The 19,965-nt window shown below is 40.9% G+C and carries 20 protein-coding genes; 1 reads left to right on the plus strand and 19 read right to left on the minus strand.

The window, feature by feature from the left end; all coding sequences use genetic code 11:
• Window positions 1-14: 14 nt before the first annotated feature.
• The 19 genes from BLO53_RS14215 to BLO53_RS14305 all read right to left on the minus strand — a co-directional run bounded on the left by BLO53_RS14215 (window position 15) and on the right by BLO53_RS14305 (window position 17,889).
• Complete coding sequence (locus BLO53_RS14215; protein WP_026487734.1) at window positions 15-647, minus strand: chemotaxis protein CheC; 633 nt, start codon at window positions 645-647, stop codon at window positions 15-17.
• A gap of 14 nt (window positions 648-661) precedes the next feature.
• Window positions 662-1,156 carry a chemotaxis protein CheW gene (locus tag BLO53_RS14220; RefSeq protein ID WP_092062922.1) on the minus strand — a complete coding sequence of 165 codons (495 nt, stop codon included), beginning with the start codon at window positions 1,154-1,156 and terminating at the stop codon, window positions 662-664.
• 43 nt (window positions 1,157-1,199) lie between these two features.
• Window positions 1,200-3,341 (minus strand): chemotaxis protein CheA, encoded by a 2,142-nt coding sequence (locus BLO53_RS14225; protein ID WP_092062925.1) that lies wholly within the window; start codon window positions 3,339-3,341, stop codon window positions 1,200-1,202.
• 141 nt (window positions 3,342-3,482) lie between these two features.
• The gene (locus tag BLO53_RS14230; protein WP_176757296.1) at window positions 3,483-4,553 is read right to left on the minus strand and encodes a protein-glutamate methylesterase/protein-glutamine glutaminase; all 1,071 of its coding nucleotides are present in this window, start codon (window positions 4,551-4,553) and stop codon (window positions 3,483-3,485) included.
• Window positions 4,554-4,555: 2 nt separating this feature from the next.
• Window positions 4,556-5,278: a flagellar brake protein gene (locus BLO53_RS14235; protein ID WP_092062932.1), complete on the minus strand. Its 723-nt coding sequence runs from the start codon at window positions 5,276-5,278 to the stop codon at window positions 4,556-4,558.
• A gap of 32 nt (window positions 5,279-5,310) precedes the next feature.
• Window positions 5,311-6,237, minus strand: coding sequence for a MinD/ParA family protein (locus BLO53_RS14240; RefSeq protein ID WP_035789073.1), 927 nt, complete (start codon window positions 6,235-6,237; stop codon window positions 5,311-5,313).
• 11 nt (window positions 6,238-6,248) lie between these two features.
• Complete coding sequence (gene flhF / locus BLO53_RS14245) at window positions 6,249-7,514, minus strand: flagellar biosynthesis protein FlhF (RefSeq protein WP_092062935.1); 1,266 nt, start codon at window positions 7,512-7,514, stop codon at window positions 6,249-6,251.
• Window position 7,515: 1 nt separating this feature from the next.
• A complete protein-coding gene (flhA, locus tag BLO53_RS14250) occupies window positions 7,516-9,573 on the minus strand; it encodes a flagellar biosynthesis protein FlhA (RefSeq protein ID WP_026487729.1) in 2,058 nt (685 codons plus the stop codon).
• A 53-nt stretch (window positions 9,574-9,626) separates the two neighbouring features.
• Complete coding sequence (flhB, locus tag BLO53_RS14255; RefSeq protein WP_092062938.1) at window positions 9,627-10,778, minus strand: flagellar biosynthesis protein FlhB; 1,152 nt, start codon at window positions 10,776-10,778, stop codon at window positions 9,627-9,629.
• Window positions 10,753-11,538: a flagellar biosynthetic protein FliR gene (locus BLO53_RS14260; RefSeq protein ID WP_092062941.1), complete on the minus strand. Its 786-nt coding sequence runs from the start codon at window positions 11,536-11,538 to the stop codon at window positions 10,753-10,755. The genes flhB and BLO53_RS14260 overlap by 26 nt, the downstream gene beginning before the upstream one ends.
• 12 nt (window positions 11,539-11,550) lie before the next feature.
• The gene (gene fliQ / locus BLO53_RS14265) at window positions 11,551-11,823 is read right to left on the minus strand and encodes a flagellar biosynthesis protein FliQ (RefSeq protein ID WP_026487726.1); all 273 of its coding nucleotides are present in this window, start codon (window positions 11,821-11,823) and stop codon (window positions 11,551-11,553) included.
• Window positions 11,824-11,837: 14 nt separating this feature from the next.
• A complete protein-coding gene (gene fliP / locus BLO53_RS14270) occupies window positions 11,838-12,740 on the minus strand; it encodes a flagellar type III secretion system pore protein FliP (RefSeq protein ID WP_092062945.1) in 903 nt (300 codons plus the stop codon).
• Window positions 12,730-13,080: a flagellar biosynthetic protein FliO gene (locus BLO53_RS14275; protein ID WP_092062948.1), complete on the minus strand. Its 351-nt coding sequence runs from the start codon at window positions 13,078-13,080 to the stop codon at window positions 12,730-12,732. The genes fliP and BLO53_RS14275 overlap by 11 nt, the downstream gene beginning before the upstream one ends.
• Window positions 13,081-13,102: 22 nt before the next feature.
• A complete protein-coding gene (fliY, locus tag BLO53_RS14280) occupies window positions 13,103-14,341 on the minus strand; it encodes a flagellar motor switch phosphatase FliY (protein WP_092062951.1) in 1,239 nt (412 codons plus the stop codon).
• Between the two features lie 4 nt (window positions 14,342-14,345).
• The gene (gene fliM / locus BLO53_RS14285) at window positions 14,346-15,329 is read right to left on the minus strand and encodes a flagellar motor switch protein FliM (RefSeq protein ID WP_092062953.1); all 984 of its coding nucleotides are present in this window, start codon (window positions 15,327-15,329) and stop codon (window positions 14,346-14,348) included.
• Between the two features lie 123 nt (window positions 15,330-15,452).
• Complete coding sequence (locus BLO53_RS14290) at window positions 15,453-15,992, minus strand: flagellar basal body-associated FliL family protein (RefSeq protein ID WP_026487721.1); 540 nt, start codon at window positions 15,990-15,992, stop codon at window positions 15,453-15,455.
• 21 nt (window positions 15,993-16,013) lie between these two features.
• Window positions 16,014-16,847, minus strand: coding sequence for an OmpA/MotB family protein (locus BLO53_RS14295; protein WP_092062956.1), 834 nt, complete (start codon window positions 16,845-16,847; stop codon window positions 16,014-16,016).
• Window positions 16,847-17,647: a motility protein A gene (locus BLO53_RS14300; protein WP_026487719.1), complete on the minus strand. Its 801-nt coding sequence runs from the start codon at window positions 17,645-17,647 to the stop codon at window positions 16,847-16,849. The genes BLO53_RS14295 and BLO53_RS14300 overlap by 1 nt, the downstream gene beginning before the upstream one ends.
• A 56-nt stretch (window positions 17,648-17,703) precedes the next feature.
• A complete protein-coding gene (locus BLO53_RS14305; protein WP_035789072.1) occupies window positions 17,704-17,889 on the minus strand; it encodes a flagellar FlbD family protein in 186 nt (61 codons plus the stop codon).
• A 1,118-nt stretch (window positions 17,890-19,007) separates the two neighbouring features.
• On the opposite strand from BLO53_RS14305, the gene BLO53_RS14310 reads away from it, so the two are divergent.
• Complete coding sequence (locus BLO53_RS14310; RefSeq protein ID WP_092062959.1) at window positions 19,008-19,868, plus strand: alpha/beta hydrolase; 861 nt, start codon at window positions 19,008-19,010, stop codon at window positions 19,866-19,868.
• Window positions 19,869-19,965 lie beyond the last annotated feature (97 nt).

The following is a 19,965-nucleotide window of genomic DNA, read 5'->3' on the forward strand; positions in this document are numbered from 1 at the left end:
TTTGCCCCTTCGCTTTATAAAGAAACATCGCCTAATCCAAGTGATGAAAGAATCTTTTTATAACCATCCATGTCCGGCAGCAGGATAAAATAGCCACTAAGCTTAAGTTCATCAAAGAACTGGGTCTCGATCAGAAGAATATTATCTCCCATCATTCCAAACTGAATAGCAGGAACAGAAAGGATCGCACCAGCCATATCAATTGCTACAAAAGGAATTGACGGAACAAGCTTAAGATTGGTCATCATGGAAAGGGAATTTAGGTATGATCCGGTAATAATATTTCCTACCTCTTTAAGGGCAGAAAGCTCAACTTCGTCAAACTCAGCCTCCTCAGGCTTTGGTCCCGTTCCCATAAGTTTATCAACAAGATGTCTGGCTGCATTTTTGTTTAAAAGGAACATGATACTTCCATCAATATCCCCCTCAACAGCCAGGTAAATGCCAGCCATTATCTGTTCTGCGCCGCCCATCATATCCCCGACATCCTTAAAATCAAGAAGTCTTACCTGGGGAACTGACATATCAACCTTAGTTCCGATCATCTGTGCCAGAGCTGTCGTCGCATTCCCTGCACCAATGTTACCCAGCTCTTTTAGTACGTCAAAGTACTGGTTGGATAACTGGTCTAAACTCATATCACCCATTTATAATCCTCCGATCAACTTGCGGTTGTAGCTGCCTCTTTTGCCTGCCTCTCTGAAACAACAGCTTCAAGATCAAGTATTGAAACCAGACCACCTTCATAGTGTCCAACACCACTTACAAACGAAGCATCAGCTTTGCCCTTCTTGTCGTCATAACGCATCTTTTCAACGTTATTAGAATCAAGAGTCAGAACCTGATTAACCTGGTCAACAATAATACCAACTAGATCGCCGCCTTCTGTCTTTAAGATAATGATCCTGGACTTATTTGTAATCTCATCCTCGGCAAGTCCCATTTTCATCCTGACGCTCATTACAGGAACAATCTCGCCTCGAATATTGATCACGCCCTTAAGATAATCATCAACCTTAGGTACACGAGTGATCTGCTGCATTCTTACAATATTGTCAATGAATTTGATATTGATACCATACTGCTCATCATCAATTTTGATTACAATGTACTGAATAAGTTCGCCTACATCAGCACCTTCTCTAAGTTCATTCATTTGCTCTTCTTCCTTTCTAAAAGTTAACGGTCTTTAGTAACTATCAGAAAATTGAGTTAGTATCAAGGATAAGTGCTATCTCACCATCACCAAGGATAGTAGCACCGCTGATAAGCTTACATTTATTTGTGTACTTACCAAGAGGCTTGATAACGATTTCCTGCTGTCCCATAAGTTCATCGATAACAAGGCCAGCAAGCTGATCGCCTTTTCTTGCAATAACAACAACCATGTCCTCATCAGGTGCCTTGGTTGATTCTGTATCAAGAACTTCATTTAATCTTATAAGAGGAAGAACGCTACCACGAAGATTGATAACTTCTTTATTCTCTACAAACTTAATATCTGAAGGTGAAACATCCTCAATACTCTGAATAGAATCAAGAGGAATAGCATATTTTTCTTCGCCAATAATAACCATCAGTGCCTGGATGATAGCAAGAGTAAGAGGAAGTCTGATAATCCAGGTTGATCCTTCACCAAGCTTTGTCTTAACTGTTACTTCACCAGAAAGAGACTCAACCTTGGACTTAACAACGTCAAGACCTACACCTCTACCAGAAATTTCTGAAACCTGCTTGGCAGTTGAGAATCCAGGGTGGAACAAAAGCTCTACACACTGTTTTTCTGTCAAAAGAGCTGCCTGTTCAGGAGAAACAACCCCCTTCTCAATGGCTTTATTCTTGACAGCTTCTGCGTCTATACCATTACCATCATCGCCAACCTCAATAACAACGCTGTTACCATCCTGGAAGGCATGAAGGAAAATCTGTCCAACTTCAGGTTTACCACGCTGAGCACGAAGATCAGCTGACTCAATACCATGGTCTGCACTGTTTCTGATAAGGTGCATCAAAGGATCACCAATCTCATCAACCACAGTACGGTCCATTTCAGTATCTTCACCAGTCATGGTGAGTTCCATCTTCTTGTTAAGAGTCTTGTTAAGATCTCTTATCATACGTGGGAATTTCTGAAGTACGCTCTCAATTGGTACCATTCTTACCTTCATAACTGATTCATGAAGGTTTGTGGTAACGCTCTCAAGGTACTCAATCTGCTCATTTACATTTCCGTTGCTGACACCAGAGGTATTAGCTGCAGATATAAGTGAGTTCTTGGCAATGATAAGCTCGGAAACAAGGTTCATGAGAACGTCAAGCTTTTCTATATCTACACGGACTGTTCTGTTAACAACTGGCTTACCAACAGCCTTCTTGTTGCCTGCGGCTCCACCGCCTGCCGCTGCTGCAGGTGCAGGAGTATTTGCAGCTGGTGCTGCAGGTGCTGCAGGAGTTGCTGCCGCTGCTGTTTCAGCTGCAGGTGCTGCCTCATCTTTTTCTTCTGCAGGCTTAGCGCCGCTTGGATCAAACTCACCGCATTCGCAGCCATCAACTTCAGAAACAGCCTTAACAATCTCTTCAACCTTTTCCTTAGATTCATCTGTTATAAGGATAAGACTGAATGAGAATTCAAATTTTTCATCTTCAATATCTTGAGTATTTGGCTCAGAACAAGCAATCTCACCGATTTCTTCAAGGCCTTTGAAAACAAGGAAGCCACGGGCAGCCTTAAGAATACAGGACTCCTGAATGTGAACTGTCACACCATAAATTTTCTTACCCTGTGATTTAGCTTCCTCTAAAGTAGATTTTACTGATGGATCAAGACGAATTGCCCTATAGTCTGTTGTGCCGTCGGCACCAGGTGCAGGGCCATCCGCAGATGCAGATTCAGCTTCATTTGCATTAGCTGCAGCAGGTGTAGGGGCAGCAGCTGCATCACCAGCAGGTGCTCCGCCACCACCATTTCTGATGTCTGCAAGAAGTTTTATGATATCCTGATGTTCTTCAGTACCCTCGTCCTGATTCTCTGTAATACTGTCAACATATGCCTGAATTGCATCAAGACACTGCAACAGAACGTCGATATCAGCAGACTTGATCTTAATCTTGCCCGCACGAACATCTGAGAATACATCCTCCATGTCATGAGTAAGATTCTGCATTCTGGTATAGCCCATAGTTCCAGCCATACCCTTCATAGAATGGGCTGATCTGAAGATTTCATTGATACAATCTTCATTTTCAGGATCCTGCTCAAGAATCATGATGTTGTCATTGAGAGATTGAAGATGCTCTTTAGCTTCATCAAGAAAGACACTTAGATACTGGGAAACATCCATAACCTATTTACCTCCATAAGAAAAGTGATAGTATTCAAAAGTAAACGGGATTTCGCATACTCCTGAATTTATTATCGGCTTTTGAATGGAGGAATAAAAGAAAATAAGCATTAAAGAATAATTAAAAAGTAATGAAATACCTCAATTCACGCCGACATGCATTATTATTTCCTGGGCAACGTTCTCAAGTTTTACAACCTGATCCACAAGTCCAGCTGTAGCAACTGCCTTAGGCATCCCGTATACGGTGCAGGTACTTTCGTCCTGTCCGATCACAAATACTTTTTTCTTACCCTTTAAATTCTTTATTCCCTCGGTTCCGTCAGCTCCCATTCCTGTCAGAACAACGCAGCATATTTCATCATAATCCGAATCCATAAGAGATTCATACATAAAGTTGGCACAAGGTCTTACGCCTTCTCTTGTAGGGCCATCCATGTAATGGATCGTACTCTTTGAGCCACTTTTAATTACATGCATATGCTTGCCGCCCCTGGATATATAGACTGTTCCCGGAGCAAGTACATCGCCTTCCGCAGCTTCTTTAACTTTCACCTCCGAAAGAGAATCAAGCCTCTCTGCAAGCGAAGCTGTAAAGCCCTCTGGCATGTGCTGTACCAGGACAACAGGGGTCTTTAGATTTTTAGGTAGTTTAGGAATAACAGATTGAAGCGCTCTTGGTCCACCGGTAGAACTTGCGATTGCAACTATTCTGTTACCCGTTATCTTGCTGGCTGATTTGCTGACTAGCTCCACAACCTTTTTGGTTTCCTTGGCTTCCACCATTGAAAAAGCCTTGGCAGGTGCGGGAGCTTTTGACTCAGCAACAGCTGCAAGAGTATTGATAAACTGCTGTGTAAAGTTTTCGCCTCTACATTCAGAAGCCCTGTCAGGCTTATGAACAAAATCGAGAGCTCCAAGATCAAGACAGTCCATGGTTACCTTGGCACCTTCTCTTGTGTCGGTGCTGGCCATCATGATCTTTGCTTTGATCTTTAACTTCTGAACTTCCTTGAGCATCGTAATTCCGTCCATTCTAGGCATATTAATGTCTAGAACAACCGCATCATACGTATTCTTTTTTAGAAGTTCCAGTCCCTCAAGTCCGTCCTTAGCCTTATCAACTACCTGAAATCTAGGATCTGAGTTAATAATATCACTGAGAACGGTTCTCATGAGTGCAGAGTCATCAATTAATAAAATTTTTCTCATAATTAAGTTTGCTTCTTTCTTATTTTTCGTTCTTCTTCGAAGATAAAATGAATAATATCTTCTCTGGAAGACTCATCAATAACTATGTATTGGATACGATGTTCAAAGAGTCCTGGTCTACTCTCCAGCTCATTAACCTTTAAGACATTACATATCATTTCGTACTCTTTATCGTTGACATTTCCAGGTAATCGATAAGCGCAATAGATTGTATTGCCCTCCTCATATCTGAAATTAGCCACAAATCTAAGCCCGCCTCCACTTATATCAACAACTACGCTCTTTTGAAGGGACTCACCCGGGTCTACCAAATATTTTCTGTTCATCTCATAAGCTTCAAGTTCCTCCTTGGTACAGAGTCTTGATTTAAGCTCAAGAGCACAACTAAATCTGTAATATTCACGTCTCTGAAGCTTTGAAAGTTCGCTCGTAAGATCAAGGACCAGAATATACATATTGTCGCTTCTGTATCTGTCTACAATCCTTGAAAAGCACTGGAATAAACCTTTTTGACTGTAAAAACAAAGGCTATATTCTCCATCCACCGGAAGAAGTACAAGTCGCCCTTTTTCATAGGGCATCAACACCTCTATACGGTCATCTGAAGTAACATCCATAACCTTGCTCATATATATTTGTTTTGTCCTGGCATCATCATCCATCCACATTTTGCCAGTTGCCTTAAGTTCCACCCTGTTGCCGGGAGAAATATAATCTGCCAACATACTTTTTTAGTCTCCATTCTTAGGATATAAAATTAAGCTGGTAAATTTGGTGTAGTATTTAAATTCTGAGGTGTAGCACTTAGTTTCCTGCTGTTTATGATGTGTGAAAAGAAAGCAGCCATTCCTCGTTGCTTAACCTCAGCAGTGTATCCCGGATTCATAAGCTTACCTGCTATAGTCTCAAAAGCCTTAACGGATTTGGCATTTGGATAAGCAAGTGATACAGGACTCTGCTGCATAACACCTCTTGCAAGCATCTGATCCTGCGGGATAGCTCCCATATATGTCAAAGGAAGTTTCAAATACCTGGCTACAACAGCATTTAACTTATTAAAAAGCTGTTGTCCCTCTTCTTCTGACGAAACTCTATTTGATACCACTTTTACCTTCGTATCCTCTCTTGAAAATCTCGGGCTCTGATTAAGAGCCTTTAAAAGAGAATATGAATCCGTTATGGAAGTTGGCTCAGGAGTTGTCACTAAAATAACCTCTCCACTTGCCACTAAAAACTCCATTACTGCATCTGAAATACCAGCTCCCGTATCAATTATAATCACATCTGCGATAGCATCAAGCTCTGCCAGATTAACTATAATATAAACAAGATAATCCCGGCTTAAATTATACATTCCTGAAATTCCCGAACCGCCAGAAATAAATCCAACTCCCTCAGGCCCCCAGGTAATGATTTCCTTTATGTTCTTGCCCTGATATATCAGATCGCATAGATTATGCTTGGGAACCGTTCCAAACATGATTTCTATATTAGCAAGGCCAAAATCAGCATCAAGAATTATCACTCTTTTACCCATCTTGCGAAACTGGATTGCAAGATTTATGGCCACATTAGACTTTCCAACGCCGCCTTTTCCACTAGTCACAGTAATGATCCTGGCTAGCGGTCTTTGGGGCTTATTGGTATTTTTTATAATATTTCTAAGCTGTGTAGCCTGGTCCATAATATACCCCGTTAACTCTTTCCACCCAACAGATTCTTGACAATACGCTGAGCATCGAATACAGCAATATCATCTGGGACATTTTGTCCATTTGTAATATAGGCAATTGGCGCTCCAGTATGCATCCTTACATTATAAAGGTTTCCCTTGGCGCCAGTTTCATCCATCTTGGTAAATATAAGCTTATAAGCCACAACCTCAGAATAGGAATCTGCAATTTCAAGAAGATCTCTATACTTGGTAGTTGCAGACAGAACAAGGAAGTTCTCGCACTCCATAATATCTTCCAGTGCTCTTATATAGGCTTCTATATCGTTCTTGAGTTCCTCGTTGTGCTGGGAATGGCCAGCTGTATCGACCATGATGTAGTCATAGTCCTTAAAATCCTCGGCAGCAGCTATGATCTCCTCAACCGAATAAATAACCCTGAAGGGAATTTCAAGGATTGATGCATAGGTACGAAGCTGTTCAGCAGCCGCAATCCTGTATGTATCAACTGTCAAAAGAGCTACCTTCTTTTTCTGGGTTACTGATAGTTCAGAAGCAAGCTTTGCAATGGTAGTTGTCTTGCCAACACCTGTAGGACCTATAAAGATTTCAGCTTTGGGCCCATTTCCTGTCAAAGAAGGGTCAATTGGCTCTGACTTGCCAAACTTAAGGACCATTTTCTGGTAAACATTTGCAAGGGCAAAATCAAAGGCCATTCCAGGCTTACTTATCTTTTCAACTTCATCGGTAAGCTGGTTAACATAAATCTCATCCACTTCATTCTCTATAAGAGTATTATACAACAATTTGATAAAAGACAGACTTTCTTCCGATATACTGCTTCTGTCTTCACTCTTTTTGGATGAAGGCTCTTTTTCAGGAATATCAGGCTCTTTATCATCTTCCTTTTCGCTGAATTTAATGTTCTTTTCAAGAAGACTTGAAAGATTATCAAGCTTCTCTTCAATAGCGCTTCCCTCATCAATGATATCAGGAGACTTGTTAATCTTGATGGCAGGTCTTACTGTATCCTTCTGACTGCCTTCTACAAGTGGATTTCTAGGCGTAGGTTTTACGCCCTTATCAGGAGTCAGAGTCCTTGTAACAGGCCTTTCTGTTTCCTCTTCAAGCGCCACCGTGACCTCAATCTTCTGAGCCTGAAAAAGAGAAAAGAATCCGCTCTTTTTTAAAGGCCTCACATTCATTACAACAATGTTCTGCCCAAGTTCCTTTTTAGCCTCATCGGTTGCTTCAGTTTCAGTTTTTCCAACATACTTTTTGATAATCATATTAAGCAGTTACCATCCCCACAGATTGTAATTCAATATTAGGTTCCACTTCGTTGTAAGAAATCACAATCAAATCTTTATAGTAATCCTCTGTCATCTTCTTAAAATACATACGCACAATAGGAGATGCCATGATGATTGCCATTCTGCCAGCTTCCTCAAGCTTTCTGACCTGTTCGCCAACGGCACTAAGAATCGCCTTTGTTCTTGCAGGGTCAAGTGTCAGATAAGCACCTGTCTCAGTCTGCTTGACACTACTCATGATCTCTTGTTCTATCTTAGGATCAAGTGTAACAACACTGGTAGTTTCTCCTGGAATAAAATATTTGCTGGATATAGCTCTCTTTAAACTCTGCCTCACATATTCTGTAAGAATATCCGGATCTCTGGTCGACGGTGCAAAATCCGCAAGAGTTTCAAATATCGTAACTAGGTCTCTGATCGATACGCCTTCCTTAAGAAGATTCTGCAGTACCTTCTCTATCTCACCAAGACTCATCAGCTTAGGAACAAGTTCCTCAACAAGTGCCGGATTGTTCTCCTTGAGATTATCAACAAGATTTTGTACATCCTGCCTTGTCATAAGCTCAGCGATATGCTCTCTGATGATCTCAGTAAGGTGAGTTGCAATGATAGATGGAGGATCAACAACTGTATATCCAAGACTCTCTGCCCTTTCTCGCTGACTTTCAGTAATCCAGATAGCCGGCAGATGGAAAGAAGGCTCAAAGGTTGGAATACCTGTGATCTCATCTTCAACATGTCCTGGATTCATGGCCATATAGTGATCAAACAAAATCTCTCCATCACTTACCTGTATACCTTTAATTTTAATGATATATTGATTAGGATTCAACTGAATATTATCTCGTAGTCTGATGATTGGAACCACAGTACCTAGTTCCAAAGCAACCTGCCGTCTTATCATGACTACTCTGTCCAAAAGGTCGCCGCCCTGATTTACATCAGCAAGAGGAATAATTCCATAGCCAAACTCAAGCTCGATAGGATCAACCTGCAAAAGACTTGTAACATTCTCTGGCTGTCTGATTTCCTCTGCCTGGGTTTCTTCAGGAGACGCTACTTCAGCTTCCGTTGAAACCTCCTCAATTGTCTGAGAAGTTATTCTGCCAAGTAGTATAAATCCTGCTCCAAAGGTAACGTATAACACTGTTGGAAGAGGTGAAAAAATACCAAGTCCTGCCACAACCCCTCCAACAAGATACAAAGTCTTGGGCATTCCAAAGAGCTGATTGATAAGAAGATGACCAAAATCCGCCTCCTTGGAGCCTTTGGTTACCAAAATACCTGTAGACATTGAAATCATCAGGGAAGGAATAGAACTTACAAGTCCATCACCCATAGTAAGAATTGAATAGGTATTTATGGCTGTATTGACATCCATTCCCTTTCTGAGAATTCCCATTGCAATTCCGCCAATAAGGTTTGTAGCCGTAATTATGAGACCAGCTGTAGCATCTCCCTTAACATACTTGGTGGCACCATCCATAGCTCCAAAAAAGCTTGCTTCTTCCTGGATCTTATCTCTTCTTGCCTTGGCCTCTGCATCAGTTATGGCACCGGTATTAAGGTCGGCATCAATAGCCATCTGCTTACCAGGCATAGCATCAAGTGTAAATCTGGCAGATACTTCAGCGACTCGTTCCGAACCTTTATTGATGACCATCAGCTGAACGATTATAAGAATAACGTAAACAATAGCTCCTACAATTAGATCGCCACCACCTACAAAGGAACCAAATACTGTAATAACCTGTCCCGCACTTCCCTCCGTCAGAATAAGTCTTGTGGAAGAAACGTTTAGCGCAATTCTAAAGATTGTTGTAAACAACAGGATAGTTGGGAAAAAGCTCATCTCCAGCACATCCGTTGCAAACATGGCTGTAAACATTATCACAAAGGATAAAGACATATCAAAGGCAAGTAGTATATCAAGGATCCAATCCTTCAGAGGAATAATGAGCATTACAATAGCTGCAACAATATACAGGGCAAGACCATAATCATATATTCTGTTTACGATGCGCTTTCTATCCATCTCTTATCCCCCTTTCCAAGTTTTCTTATAAACCAAAGCTTAAAGAAAAGGAATTAAACCTTGCCTTTTAAGTGGTATACATATGCAAGTACTTCTGCTACTGCCTTGTAGAGTTCTGGAGGAACCATCTCTCCCACTTCTACATTAGCAAAAAGCATTCTGGCAAGCGGCTTATTTTCTACAATCTCAACATCATTTTCTCTCGCCACTTCCTTGATTTTCTGAGCAAGGTAGTCGGCACCCTTAGCCACTACGATAGGAGCTTCTGACTCCTGAGCGTCATAACGAATTGCAACTGCATAATGAGTAGGGTTTGTGATGACAACGTCTGCCTTGGGAAGTTCCTGCATCATACGTCTTCTTGATGCCTGCATCATTCGTCTCTTCTGAGCTGACTTTATTTCAGGATTACCTTCAGTATTCTTGAATTCATCCTTGACCTCCTGCTTGGTCATCATCATATCTTTCTTAAACTTGCGCCTCTGGTATATCAGATCTGCAAATGCAATTATCATGTAGGCAGCAGCTATCCTGATCCCCAGATCTATTATGAAATTCCCCATAAGGCCTATAGCCTGTTTAAGAGGGATATCATACAAAAGAAATATTGACTCCGTTCTACCATTAAAATAGCTGACAATAACGATTGCCATAATTGCAAGCTTTAAAATTGACTTAGCAAGTTCAAAAAGTTTTCTTGTCGAGAAAATCTTCTTCATACCGCTTATAGGATTTAGCTTTGAAAGCTTAGGCTGAAGCGGCTTACTGGTGGGTTTAAATCCAACCTGCACAAAATCGCATACAAAAGCAATCATAAAACCTATTAAAAAAAACGGAGCACAGATAAATAAAATTGTCAAAAGAGCATTATTTACAGTACTACTGATATAGCTATAGGGAAGATTACCATCATAGAGCCTTGCCACATAAGGAATGTTGTTATACACTCTTTCAAATTCTGCCTTAAAATTTTCTCCTATAAAGCCATAGCCCAGCCTCAGGATGAGGAAGAAAGCAAGCAAAGAAAAAGCTGTAGCTATTTCCTGGCTCTTAGCAACCTGGCCTTCCTTTCTGGCGTCATCAAGCTTTTTGGCTGTAGGTTCCTCTGACTTTTCAGCGCCGTTTGCGTCCTCAGCAAAAAACTGTAAGTCGTATTTAATTAACGGTTCGTAGCCTGCATCAGCTACTTCTAAGACTGTAAACAAAATCTTCCATCAGCTCCTTCATATTGATAAAAACAAAATTAGAAGCATCATTGAGCATTGTAACCGTGACAAACATTATTAAAAGTCCGATTATTATCTTTATCTGAATACCAACAGCAAACATGTTCATCTGTGGTGAAACCTTAGCAAGGACACCCAGTACCACGTTTGTAATAAATGTGATGATAAATATCGGCAGACAGATCCTAAATCCTATTACTATGTAATCCCTCATAAATCCAAGTATTGAAGCAAGGAGTTTATCTGAATTTATCACTGCCCCATTTATGGGAACCAGAATAAAAGTATCTGCCAAAGCTCGTAATATATACTGATACATTCCAGTAAGGATCAGCATCATAGTAAGTATCTGTGAATAAAGACTTCCTGTAATAGTAACCTGCTCATTTGTGTTTGGGTCAAAAATATTGACCATGGAAAGACCTATCTGCATATCAACAATAGTTCCGGCAAAAGCCGCTATCATCTCGCATATCTGAACTGCATAGCCTATAAGAAAGCCTGTCAGGACCTCTTTTAACACAATAACTGTATATCCTATGATACTGTTGTAATCTGGAGCGTTGAAAGGCACAGCCCCATAAAGCAAGATTGATAACAGAAGTCCAAATCCAATCTTAACAAGGTTTGGCGTCTGCCTTCCTCCAAAGAAGGGACATACAAAGATAAAGCTTGTAACTCTTACAACTATAAGAAGAAAAACTTCTAAATCCCCATAACTAAAGCTGTAATCGATCATACTGCCCCCTTTTTAGCGGACATACTTGGAAAAATCCGACCACAGAGTAGTTATGAATCCAGAAAGTTCAGTTGCCATCCAGTTTCCCATGAGCATGATCATAATAAAGACTCCTAGTACCTTTGGAACAAAAGTAAGGGTCTGCTCCTGAATAGATGTAACTGTCTGGAAAATAGAGATCACAAGGCCAATAGTCATTGAAGTAAGCAGCACAGGAAGAGACATTTTAATAACCATAAAAAGTGCCGAACTGACTATCTGATTGATATCGTCAATTGTGATCATTTTGCCTTCCTCCTTTAGTAGAACGATTTGACCAGGTTACCAATAATAAGGCTCCAGCCGTCTGCCAATACAAAAAGAAGAATCTTAAATGGCAGAGATATGGTGGTTGGCGGCAGCATCATCATACCCATACTCATAAGCACTGATGCTACAACCATGTCGATTACAATAAATGGAATATAGATCATAAATCCAATTATGAATGCTGTACGAAGTTCACTTACAATAAAGCTGGGCACCAGTACAACATTCGGAATGCTGTCAAGCTCTCCATCCCACTCTATTCCGTCAATGTTCATAAAAAGAACTACATCTTTTTTTTGAGTCTGGCCATACATAAACTGCCTAAAAGGCTTCATGGCTTCTTCAAAAAACTCCTGCTGGTCCATCTGCCCATCTTCAAACGGAATAACAGCATCGTTATATGCGGCAGTAAGCGTAGGTTGCATTATAAAAAGAGTCATGAACAAAGCTATACCAATTATCACCAGGTTGGGTGGTGACGTCTGGGTTCCAATGGCTGTTCTCGTAAAATGAAGTGCAACGATGATCCTCGTAAAAGAAGTCATCATCACAAGAAGAGTTGGTGCAAGGGAAATTAAAGTAAGTGTGATAAGAATCCTAAGAGCACCATTAAGAGAACCATTTCCATTGTCATAGGTAATAGTAACCGTATTAGCAATGTTAAGTTTCTTAAGATCCTCCGGATCCTCAGAAGAACCAGGTTCATTTATATTGGTCCTCTCTCCCTGAGAACCAGTCAAATGCGTTTCCTCATCCGTAGTCGGATCAGTAGGTTTAGTATCAGAAATAATGTTTTCAGTGGCAAGTGCCTTAACAGGCATAGTCACAAAGCCACTGGCAAACACAAAAAGCATCAGAACAAGTAATAAGAAAAGCTTATGCCTATTTCCCATTTGTCTCTTTTTTCTCACCCTTTATTTTTTCCAGTACATCCTTAAAGCCAAGACTATTATCAGTCTCAGTCTTGAGGATCAGTTCATCAGGATCAACATCTCCAAGATTTGTGACCTGGTCCCCTGAAATAGCTAGGGCCACATGTCTTTCCCCTATCCTTATGATCTGAATGTACTTGTTAGTAGATATCTTGCAGGTATCAATGATTTCTATGTTCTTACTAAGGTTTGCACCCTTTTGGTAATTAGCCATCCACTTTGTCACATACAAAGTGGCAGCCAGAACCACGATGAAAATGATAAGAACAGTAACTAGTTGTAAATATGAATCTACTCCCATAAAAGTCCCCAACAATACAATTTTACTGAACTATCTCAGTTACACGGACACCAAAGCTTTCTTCGATGACAACAACCTCGCCCTTGGCAACAAACTTACCATTAACAAGAACATCTACTGGTTCACCTGCCACCTTATCAAGCTCGATGATAGTACCCGGTGCAAAATCGAGGATATCTGAAATAGGCTTGGCGGTTCTTCCAAGTTCCACAGTAACTTCAAGTGGTACATCCTTGATAATGCCGATGTTCTCGCCACCTGCCATGATAGTAGTACCACCAGCAAAGTTCTGGAACTGGGCCGGCTGGATATTCATATTCATCATCTGCGGCATAGGCATCTGCATAGGCATGCCCATACCCATCTGAGGCATACCCATACCCATTTGTGGCATTCCGCCTGCCATCATGTTTGGATCCATCTGCGGAGCCGCGCCCATTCCCATGTCTGGTGTCGGGCCTGGTGCAGGAGCTGGCGCTGGTGCTGGTTCCGGTGCAGGCGCTGCTTCTGCTTCACCTCCATCTGATACAACTGTATCTTTTAGAGCCTTGGCAAAATCAATAGGATACAACTGCATAAGTGTTGAATCCACCAGGTCTCCAACCTGCATCTTAAAAGAAATCCTGACAAAAGTTCCTGTAAGGAATTCAGCAATATCAGAAGGATCATCATTGATCATATCAAGAACAGTGGCCTGTGGCGGGCTGATATCAACCTTCTGATTGATCATTGTAGAAAGAGATGTGGCAGCAGCACCCATCATCTGGTTCATAGCCTCAGAAATGGCTGACAACTGCAGTTCACCGATCTCACCCTCTGTGTTAGTACCATCACCGCCCATCATAAGGTCAGTGATGACCATAACGTCATGCTCTTTCAGGATAAGAATATTGGTTCCATCAAGACCAACCGTGTACTTGATCTGAATAAATACACAAGGCCTCTCATAATTGTTAATAACAGTTTCCCAAGTCGCAAGCTCTACTTGAGGAGTTGTGATATTAACCTTTTGATTTACAAGGGAATACAGCGTTGTAGCTGATGAACCCATACTGATATTAGCAACCTCACCGATTGCATCCTTTTCAGAATCAGTTAAAAGAGATTCATCAATCCCGCTGCCTCCAGCTGATGCAGCCTGTGCCTCCTCTGGCGCGCCACCCTCTGCAGGAGCGTCCCCACCAGCAGCAGCGTCGCCGCCACCAGAATCCATGCCGGCTAGCAAAGCATTAATTTCGTCTTGTGATAACATTCCATCCATGCTGCTACTCTTCCTCCTCTCTTACAACCGAAGTAATTCTTACGGCATACTTATCTTTTGATGTACCAGGTAGTGCAGTAAACTTTCTTATATTTCCTACATATACCTGCATATCTGTATTTACTCTGTTATCTAGTCTTATAATGTCTCCAGCCTGCAGATGAACAAAATCACTTACCGATACATTGCATTTACCAAGTATGGCTTTTACAGGGACATCCACGTGCTTGACCATGGTTTCCAATGTATCCTGATAATCCTCATCAGCATTTTTCTGCATTGTAGAGAACCAGAACTTGGTATTAAGCTTGTCCATTACACTCTCCAAGGTGAAGTATGGAAGGCAGACATTCATAAGTCCTTCTGTTTCTCCAATCTTGATATTAAGAGTTACAATGGCAATCATATCTGTAGGAGATATTACCTGCGCAAACTGTGGATTAGTCTCAATCCTCTCCATTACAGGATTTATAGCTACTACATTCTGCCAGGGCTCAACCATAAGCTGCATGCAGATAACCACGAGTTTTTCTATAAGTGGCATCTCAATGTCGGTAAAGGGTCTTGGCTTATCCAGGGTTCCCCCTTCACCTCCCAGCATTCTGTCAATGAAGGAAAAACCTATATTCGCCTGAAGTTCCAGGATGATTGTTCCCTGAAGTGGAAGAAAATTGATAACTCCCAAAATTACAGGGTTTGAAAGAGCGTTACTAAACTCTGAATAAGTAACAGTCTCTGAGTTAGCAACTGATACCTGGACATTCTTTCTAAGATACAGTGGCAAAGTCGTGGATAAGAGTCTTCCATAATGTTCATAGATCATCTCAAGCGTACGAAGGTGCTCTTTTGAGAACTTGGCAGGACGTTTAAAGTCATAATCCTTGACTTTCTTTTCGTCCGCGTTCTGCATTTGATCTACGTCCAGCTCACCTGTACTGAGTGCTGCCAGCAGACTATCTATTTCATTTTGTGACAGGACTTCACTCAAACCTTTGTTTCTCCTTCCTCCTATCGGCAGCAGATGCTGTCAACCCGGAATTTCGATTTGTTCCTTAGCTTGTAAGGAACTTATTCAGATATGATTCCCAATTTTCTTTTAGAAAAGGAATCTTTACTGATATAGAACACTTGAGAAAGTTACATCATAGATAAAGTTAGAGTTATATAGCTCCTGCACTTCCTCAAGAATCTTCTCTTTTGCAGCTGTATCGTCAGCCTGGAGTTCTTCGATAGTGTATGAAGAAAGAGTATTTGTGACTTTACCCTTTATAAGATCCTTCATTCCTGCAAGTGCTTCCTCTGTTCCAAGGGTTGCATAGTCTGCACTGGCTGTGTTCATAGAAAAGACAACTTCAACGAGCATATAGTGTGCTTTGCCGTCAGCCCCAGGTTTTAGGTTGATAGTAAGCTGCTCCTCACCAGTAAATCCAAAGGTAGCAATATTTCCAACTCCTACATTTCCAGAAGCTGATCCAGAAAAGCCCCCTGTATTTCCGCCATTAGCCTCAAGCTCAAGAGCAGCGGCAATATCAGAAATTAGCTTGGCTGTCTGGGAATTAGTAGTCATAACACTCAGCAGCATAAAACTGGTCATTCCAATATTCACTACAAGAAGTGCAAGAATAATGATTGACAGTAAGTTCTTTTTCATAGTATTTCCTTCCTCCACATTTTAGTAATTGGCACTCAAAGGATTGTAAATCTTTATTTCTACACGTCTGTTTCTGGCTCTTCCTTCATCAGTGGTATTATCTGCTATAGGGTCGTATTCGCCTCGCCCTGTGTGGACTAAATTTGCAGGATCAAGGTAGGTATTTTCTATCAGATAGTTAAATACCGAAAGAGCTCTTCCAGAACTAAGTTCATCATTATTGCTATATTTGCCGCCAGAACTCATAGGCCGGTTATCGGTATGACCTTCTATCTCAATTGTGCCACCAGCGTAGTTCTCAAGAATCTGTCCAACCTTATCAATAACAGGAATCGCATCCTCTTTTATCTCAACCTTACCAGAGTCAAACAGGATTGAGCCCTGAATTGTAAGCTGAACATACTGGCTTGTGTAATTAAGAGATACCTCGTTATCTATATCTCCCTCATCAATTGCAGCCTGGATTTTTTCAGCCAGTTCTTTTGAGGCTTCCATCTGCTCTTCTTCTGCAGCCTCCATAAGCTCTTTCTGGTCCATTTCTCCTACTGCATCAGTCTCGGCATCTGAATCTTCGCCGCTCTGTGCAAGCCCCATAGAAGTTATATAAGAGGAAAGCTCTGTAAGCTGTGAAACTCCATCTCCAATAAGAGCGCCCTTTCCAATAGCCATCTCACCACCAGAAAAGATGCTAAACGCCGAACTAAACGATGCTGCTACTTCTTCGAATTTGGCCGCATCCATGGAAGCCATAGAGAAAAGCAAAACGAAGAAGCAAAGAAGCAGATTCATCAGATCTCCGAATGTTCCCTGCCACGCCGGCAAGCCAGGTTTTATTTCTTCTGGTTTCTTTGCCATTATTCGCCTCCATCTCCTGTACCATTCTCAGCTTCATAAGCAGCTCTGTCAGCAGGTGACAGGAATGATTTAAGCTTTTCTTCAGTAACACGAGGGTTTTCACCAGCCTGAATAGAAAGAAGTCCCTCAATAACAATACTTTTTGCCATATATTCAGCATTACTTCTTGCTTTTAATTTGTTTTCAGCGGGATAACAGAACCAGTTAGCAAGAACTGATCCATAGAAAGTAGTGATCAAGGCAACGGCCATGGATGGTCCGATAGATGAAGGGTCTGACATGTTCTGAAGCATCAGAACCAGACCAAGAAGTGTTCCGATCATACCCCAGGAAGGGCCCATTCCGGCGATATCTCCGAAAATTGAATAGTTTTCCTTATGACGCTCTGACATAGCATCGATTTCGGCTTCCAGGATACTTTTAACAAGTTCAGGTTCAGTACCATCTACGATAAGGCCTACACCCTTTTTCATAAAAGCATCTTCTAGGTTGCCCGCAGCTTCCTCAAGAGCAAGAAGACCTTCCTTACGAGCTGTATTTGACAGGTCTATGATCTGCTTAATTGTACCTTTGGTATCATCAGCAGGCATTTTATAGATCAAAGTGTAGGATTTAAGGCCGTTGATGAAACTCGGCATGCTTCTTGAAGCGAGAACCGCCATGAAAGCTCCACCGAACGTGATCATAGCTGATGGCGCATCAAGGAAGTACTGTACACCGGAAATACCAGCACCAAATACAATACTTAAGATCATGAAGATGAAGCATAATACCATTCCGGCTAATGACGCAATATCCACAACATATCCCCCTCTCATAGTGATAGTGAGTATATTCGCAAGAACAAAAAAATTATTTATCCGTTTTGAAGCATATTGTATATTTCTTCAATTGTTTCTTTTACAAGTAGTTTTCGTCCGCCACTTAGGATTATCACAGTATCAGGGCTGGCTTCCACCGTCTGAATCTGATTCTTATTGATCAGAATCTTCCTCGTATCCATCTTGGTTAACATCAAAACTGTCTTTTCTCTGTTATCCATTAGCCTTCCCCACTCTGCCTTTTTAACTTCTTGAACGCAATAATGAAAATGCCTTCAAGAATCTATACTTATGAGTCTTTAGAATTATTTCAAAATATAAGAAATTTCATTCAGAAATGAAATTTTGTTTCTACATACATTAATTTTACCACTTTTTCGATTACATTGTCTTGGGTTTTGTTCACATTTTGTACATATTCGCAACACAATTTCAACACACGCTTTTTTGTTTGAAATTATGTTACTATTTTCAAAAGTTTTTCTATATTTTTGTGATTTCGTTGCATAGTTCCACTACATATTGTGGTATTTAAATTCATTGTACCACTTTTGTGTACACTGTACACTACTTTTTTCGTTTGTTTATGTTTAGTTTACCGTTTATGTCTAGATTTGCAGAGGATGTGATGTTCGGAATGACGTATATATGAAGCTCTCTTAAGGCTCTCTCCCCTGAATATTGGATTTAGCATGCATTTCATGTAAAGCCATAATCTGCGGCCTCTCGTAGGTCTTATATGCAAATCTACTTTTCATCAACTTGCATATAAGGCTTTGTGAAGAGCCATTGATCCTGGCCTAAGCGTTGCTTATACGAAATCGGCTTTTTACTGTAGTTTCGTGTAACCATTATTATTTTGTGCCTTACACGAAAATTACATGAAGCACACATTTCATGTAAGGCCATAATCTGCGGCCTCTCGTAGGTCTTATATGCAAATCTACTTTTCCTTAATTTGCATATAAGGTTTTCTGAATAGCCATTGACTTTGGCCTGAGCGTTGCTTATACGAAATTTACTTTAAATGTGTTTTCGTGTAAACGCTGTTTGTTTTTGCATTACATGAAAATCACATGTAACGTAAGTTTCGTGTAATGCCATAATCTGTGGCCTCTCCTTGGTCTTATATGAAAATCTACTTTTCCTTAACTTGCATATAAGGATTTCTGAAGAGCCATTGATCCTAGCCTAAGCCGTTGCTTATGAAGAGCCCGTAAAGGCAACAAATATGCATTTGATAGCAATATCTTTGAAGTAATATCAACTCCAAAGAAATATAATATAAAACACAAAATAAATGAGTAAATAACTTGAATCATTTGCACAGGAGGTTACAATGCAGTACAAATATGAAATGCCCTCAGAAATGCTCACTGAAATTTCTGAAAAAGGCACATTAGAAACATTCGAATATGAATCAAAGACCTATAATGACCAGGAAATAAAGCCCCTTCACAAAAAGGCCAGAGTTTATCTTCCATATGGCTATGACAAGGAGAAGAAATATGACGTTCTCTATCTTCTCCACGGCGGCGGCTTTATGCAGGAATGGTGGTTTGATATGTTCCCAGATACAGCAACAATTCTTGATAACATGATTGCAAAAGGCTTATGCAAGCCCGTTATCGTAGTAGCTCCAACCTTCTATCACGATGAAGAAAGCAAGAACACTCATGATGAAGCTATCTGTGAAAACTTCAGGACAGAACTCAGAAAGGATCTAATTCCTGGAATTGAGTCTCATTATAGTACATACACATGCGGAGATGTTTCAGAAGAAAACCTTATCCGCACCAGAAACCACAGAGCTTTTGCAGGTCTCTCACTTGGCTCTATGACAACCTACAGAGCAGCCTTTTATAATAACTTTGACCTCTTCTCCTACTATGGTCCATTTTCCGGTTGCTGTGGTCCCTTTGGAAATCACGATCAGGAAGTTAAGCGCATCTGCGAAACCCTTGAGAAAGGCCATGAAAGTGGCTATGATCTCGACTTCATGTTCTGCGCAAACGGCGATAAAGACATAGCTTTCGAAGAACACAAAGAAATTATGGAAAGAGCATTAGCCGCATCGCCTTACCTGAAAAAAGACGAAAACTATGACTTCTTTATAATCCCTGGAGGTGTCCACGACATGAAAGCCTGGCAGCTTCACATGTATCACGCTCTTCAGATATTCTTTACAAAAGAACAATGAGTCACAAAAAGACTCTTTGTGTCTTGAAATCCAAATTATAAAATCAGCCCTGTATCCGACCGAAGATACAGGGCTGTTACTTTGCCTTAGATATGTT

The sequence above is a fragment of the Butyrivibrio sp. INlla14 genome (genome assembly GCF_900102515.1).
GTDB lineage: Bacteria > Bacillota > Clostridia > Lachnospirales > Lachnospiraceae > Butyrivibrio.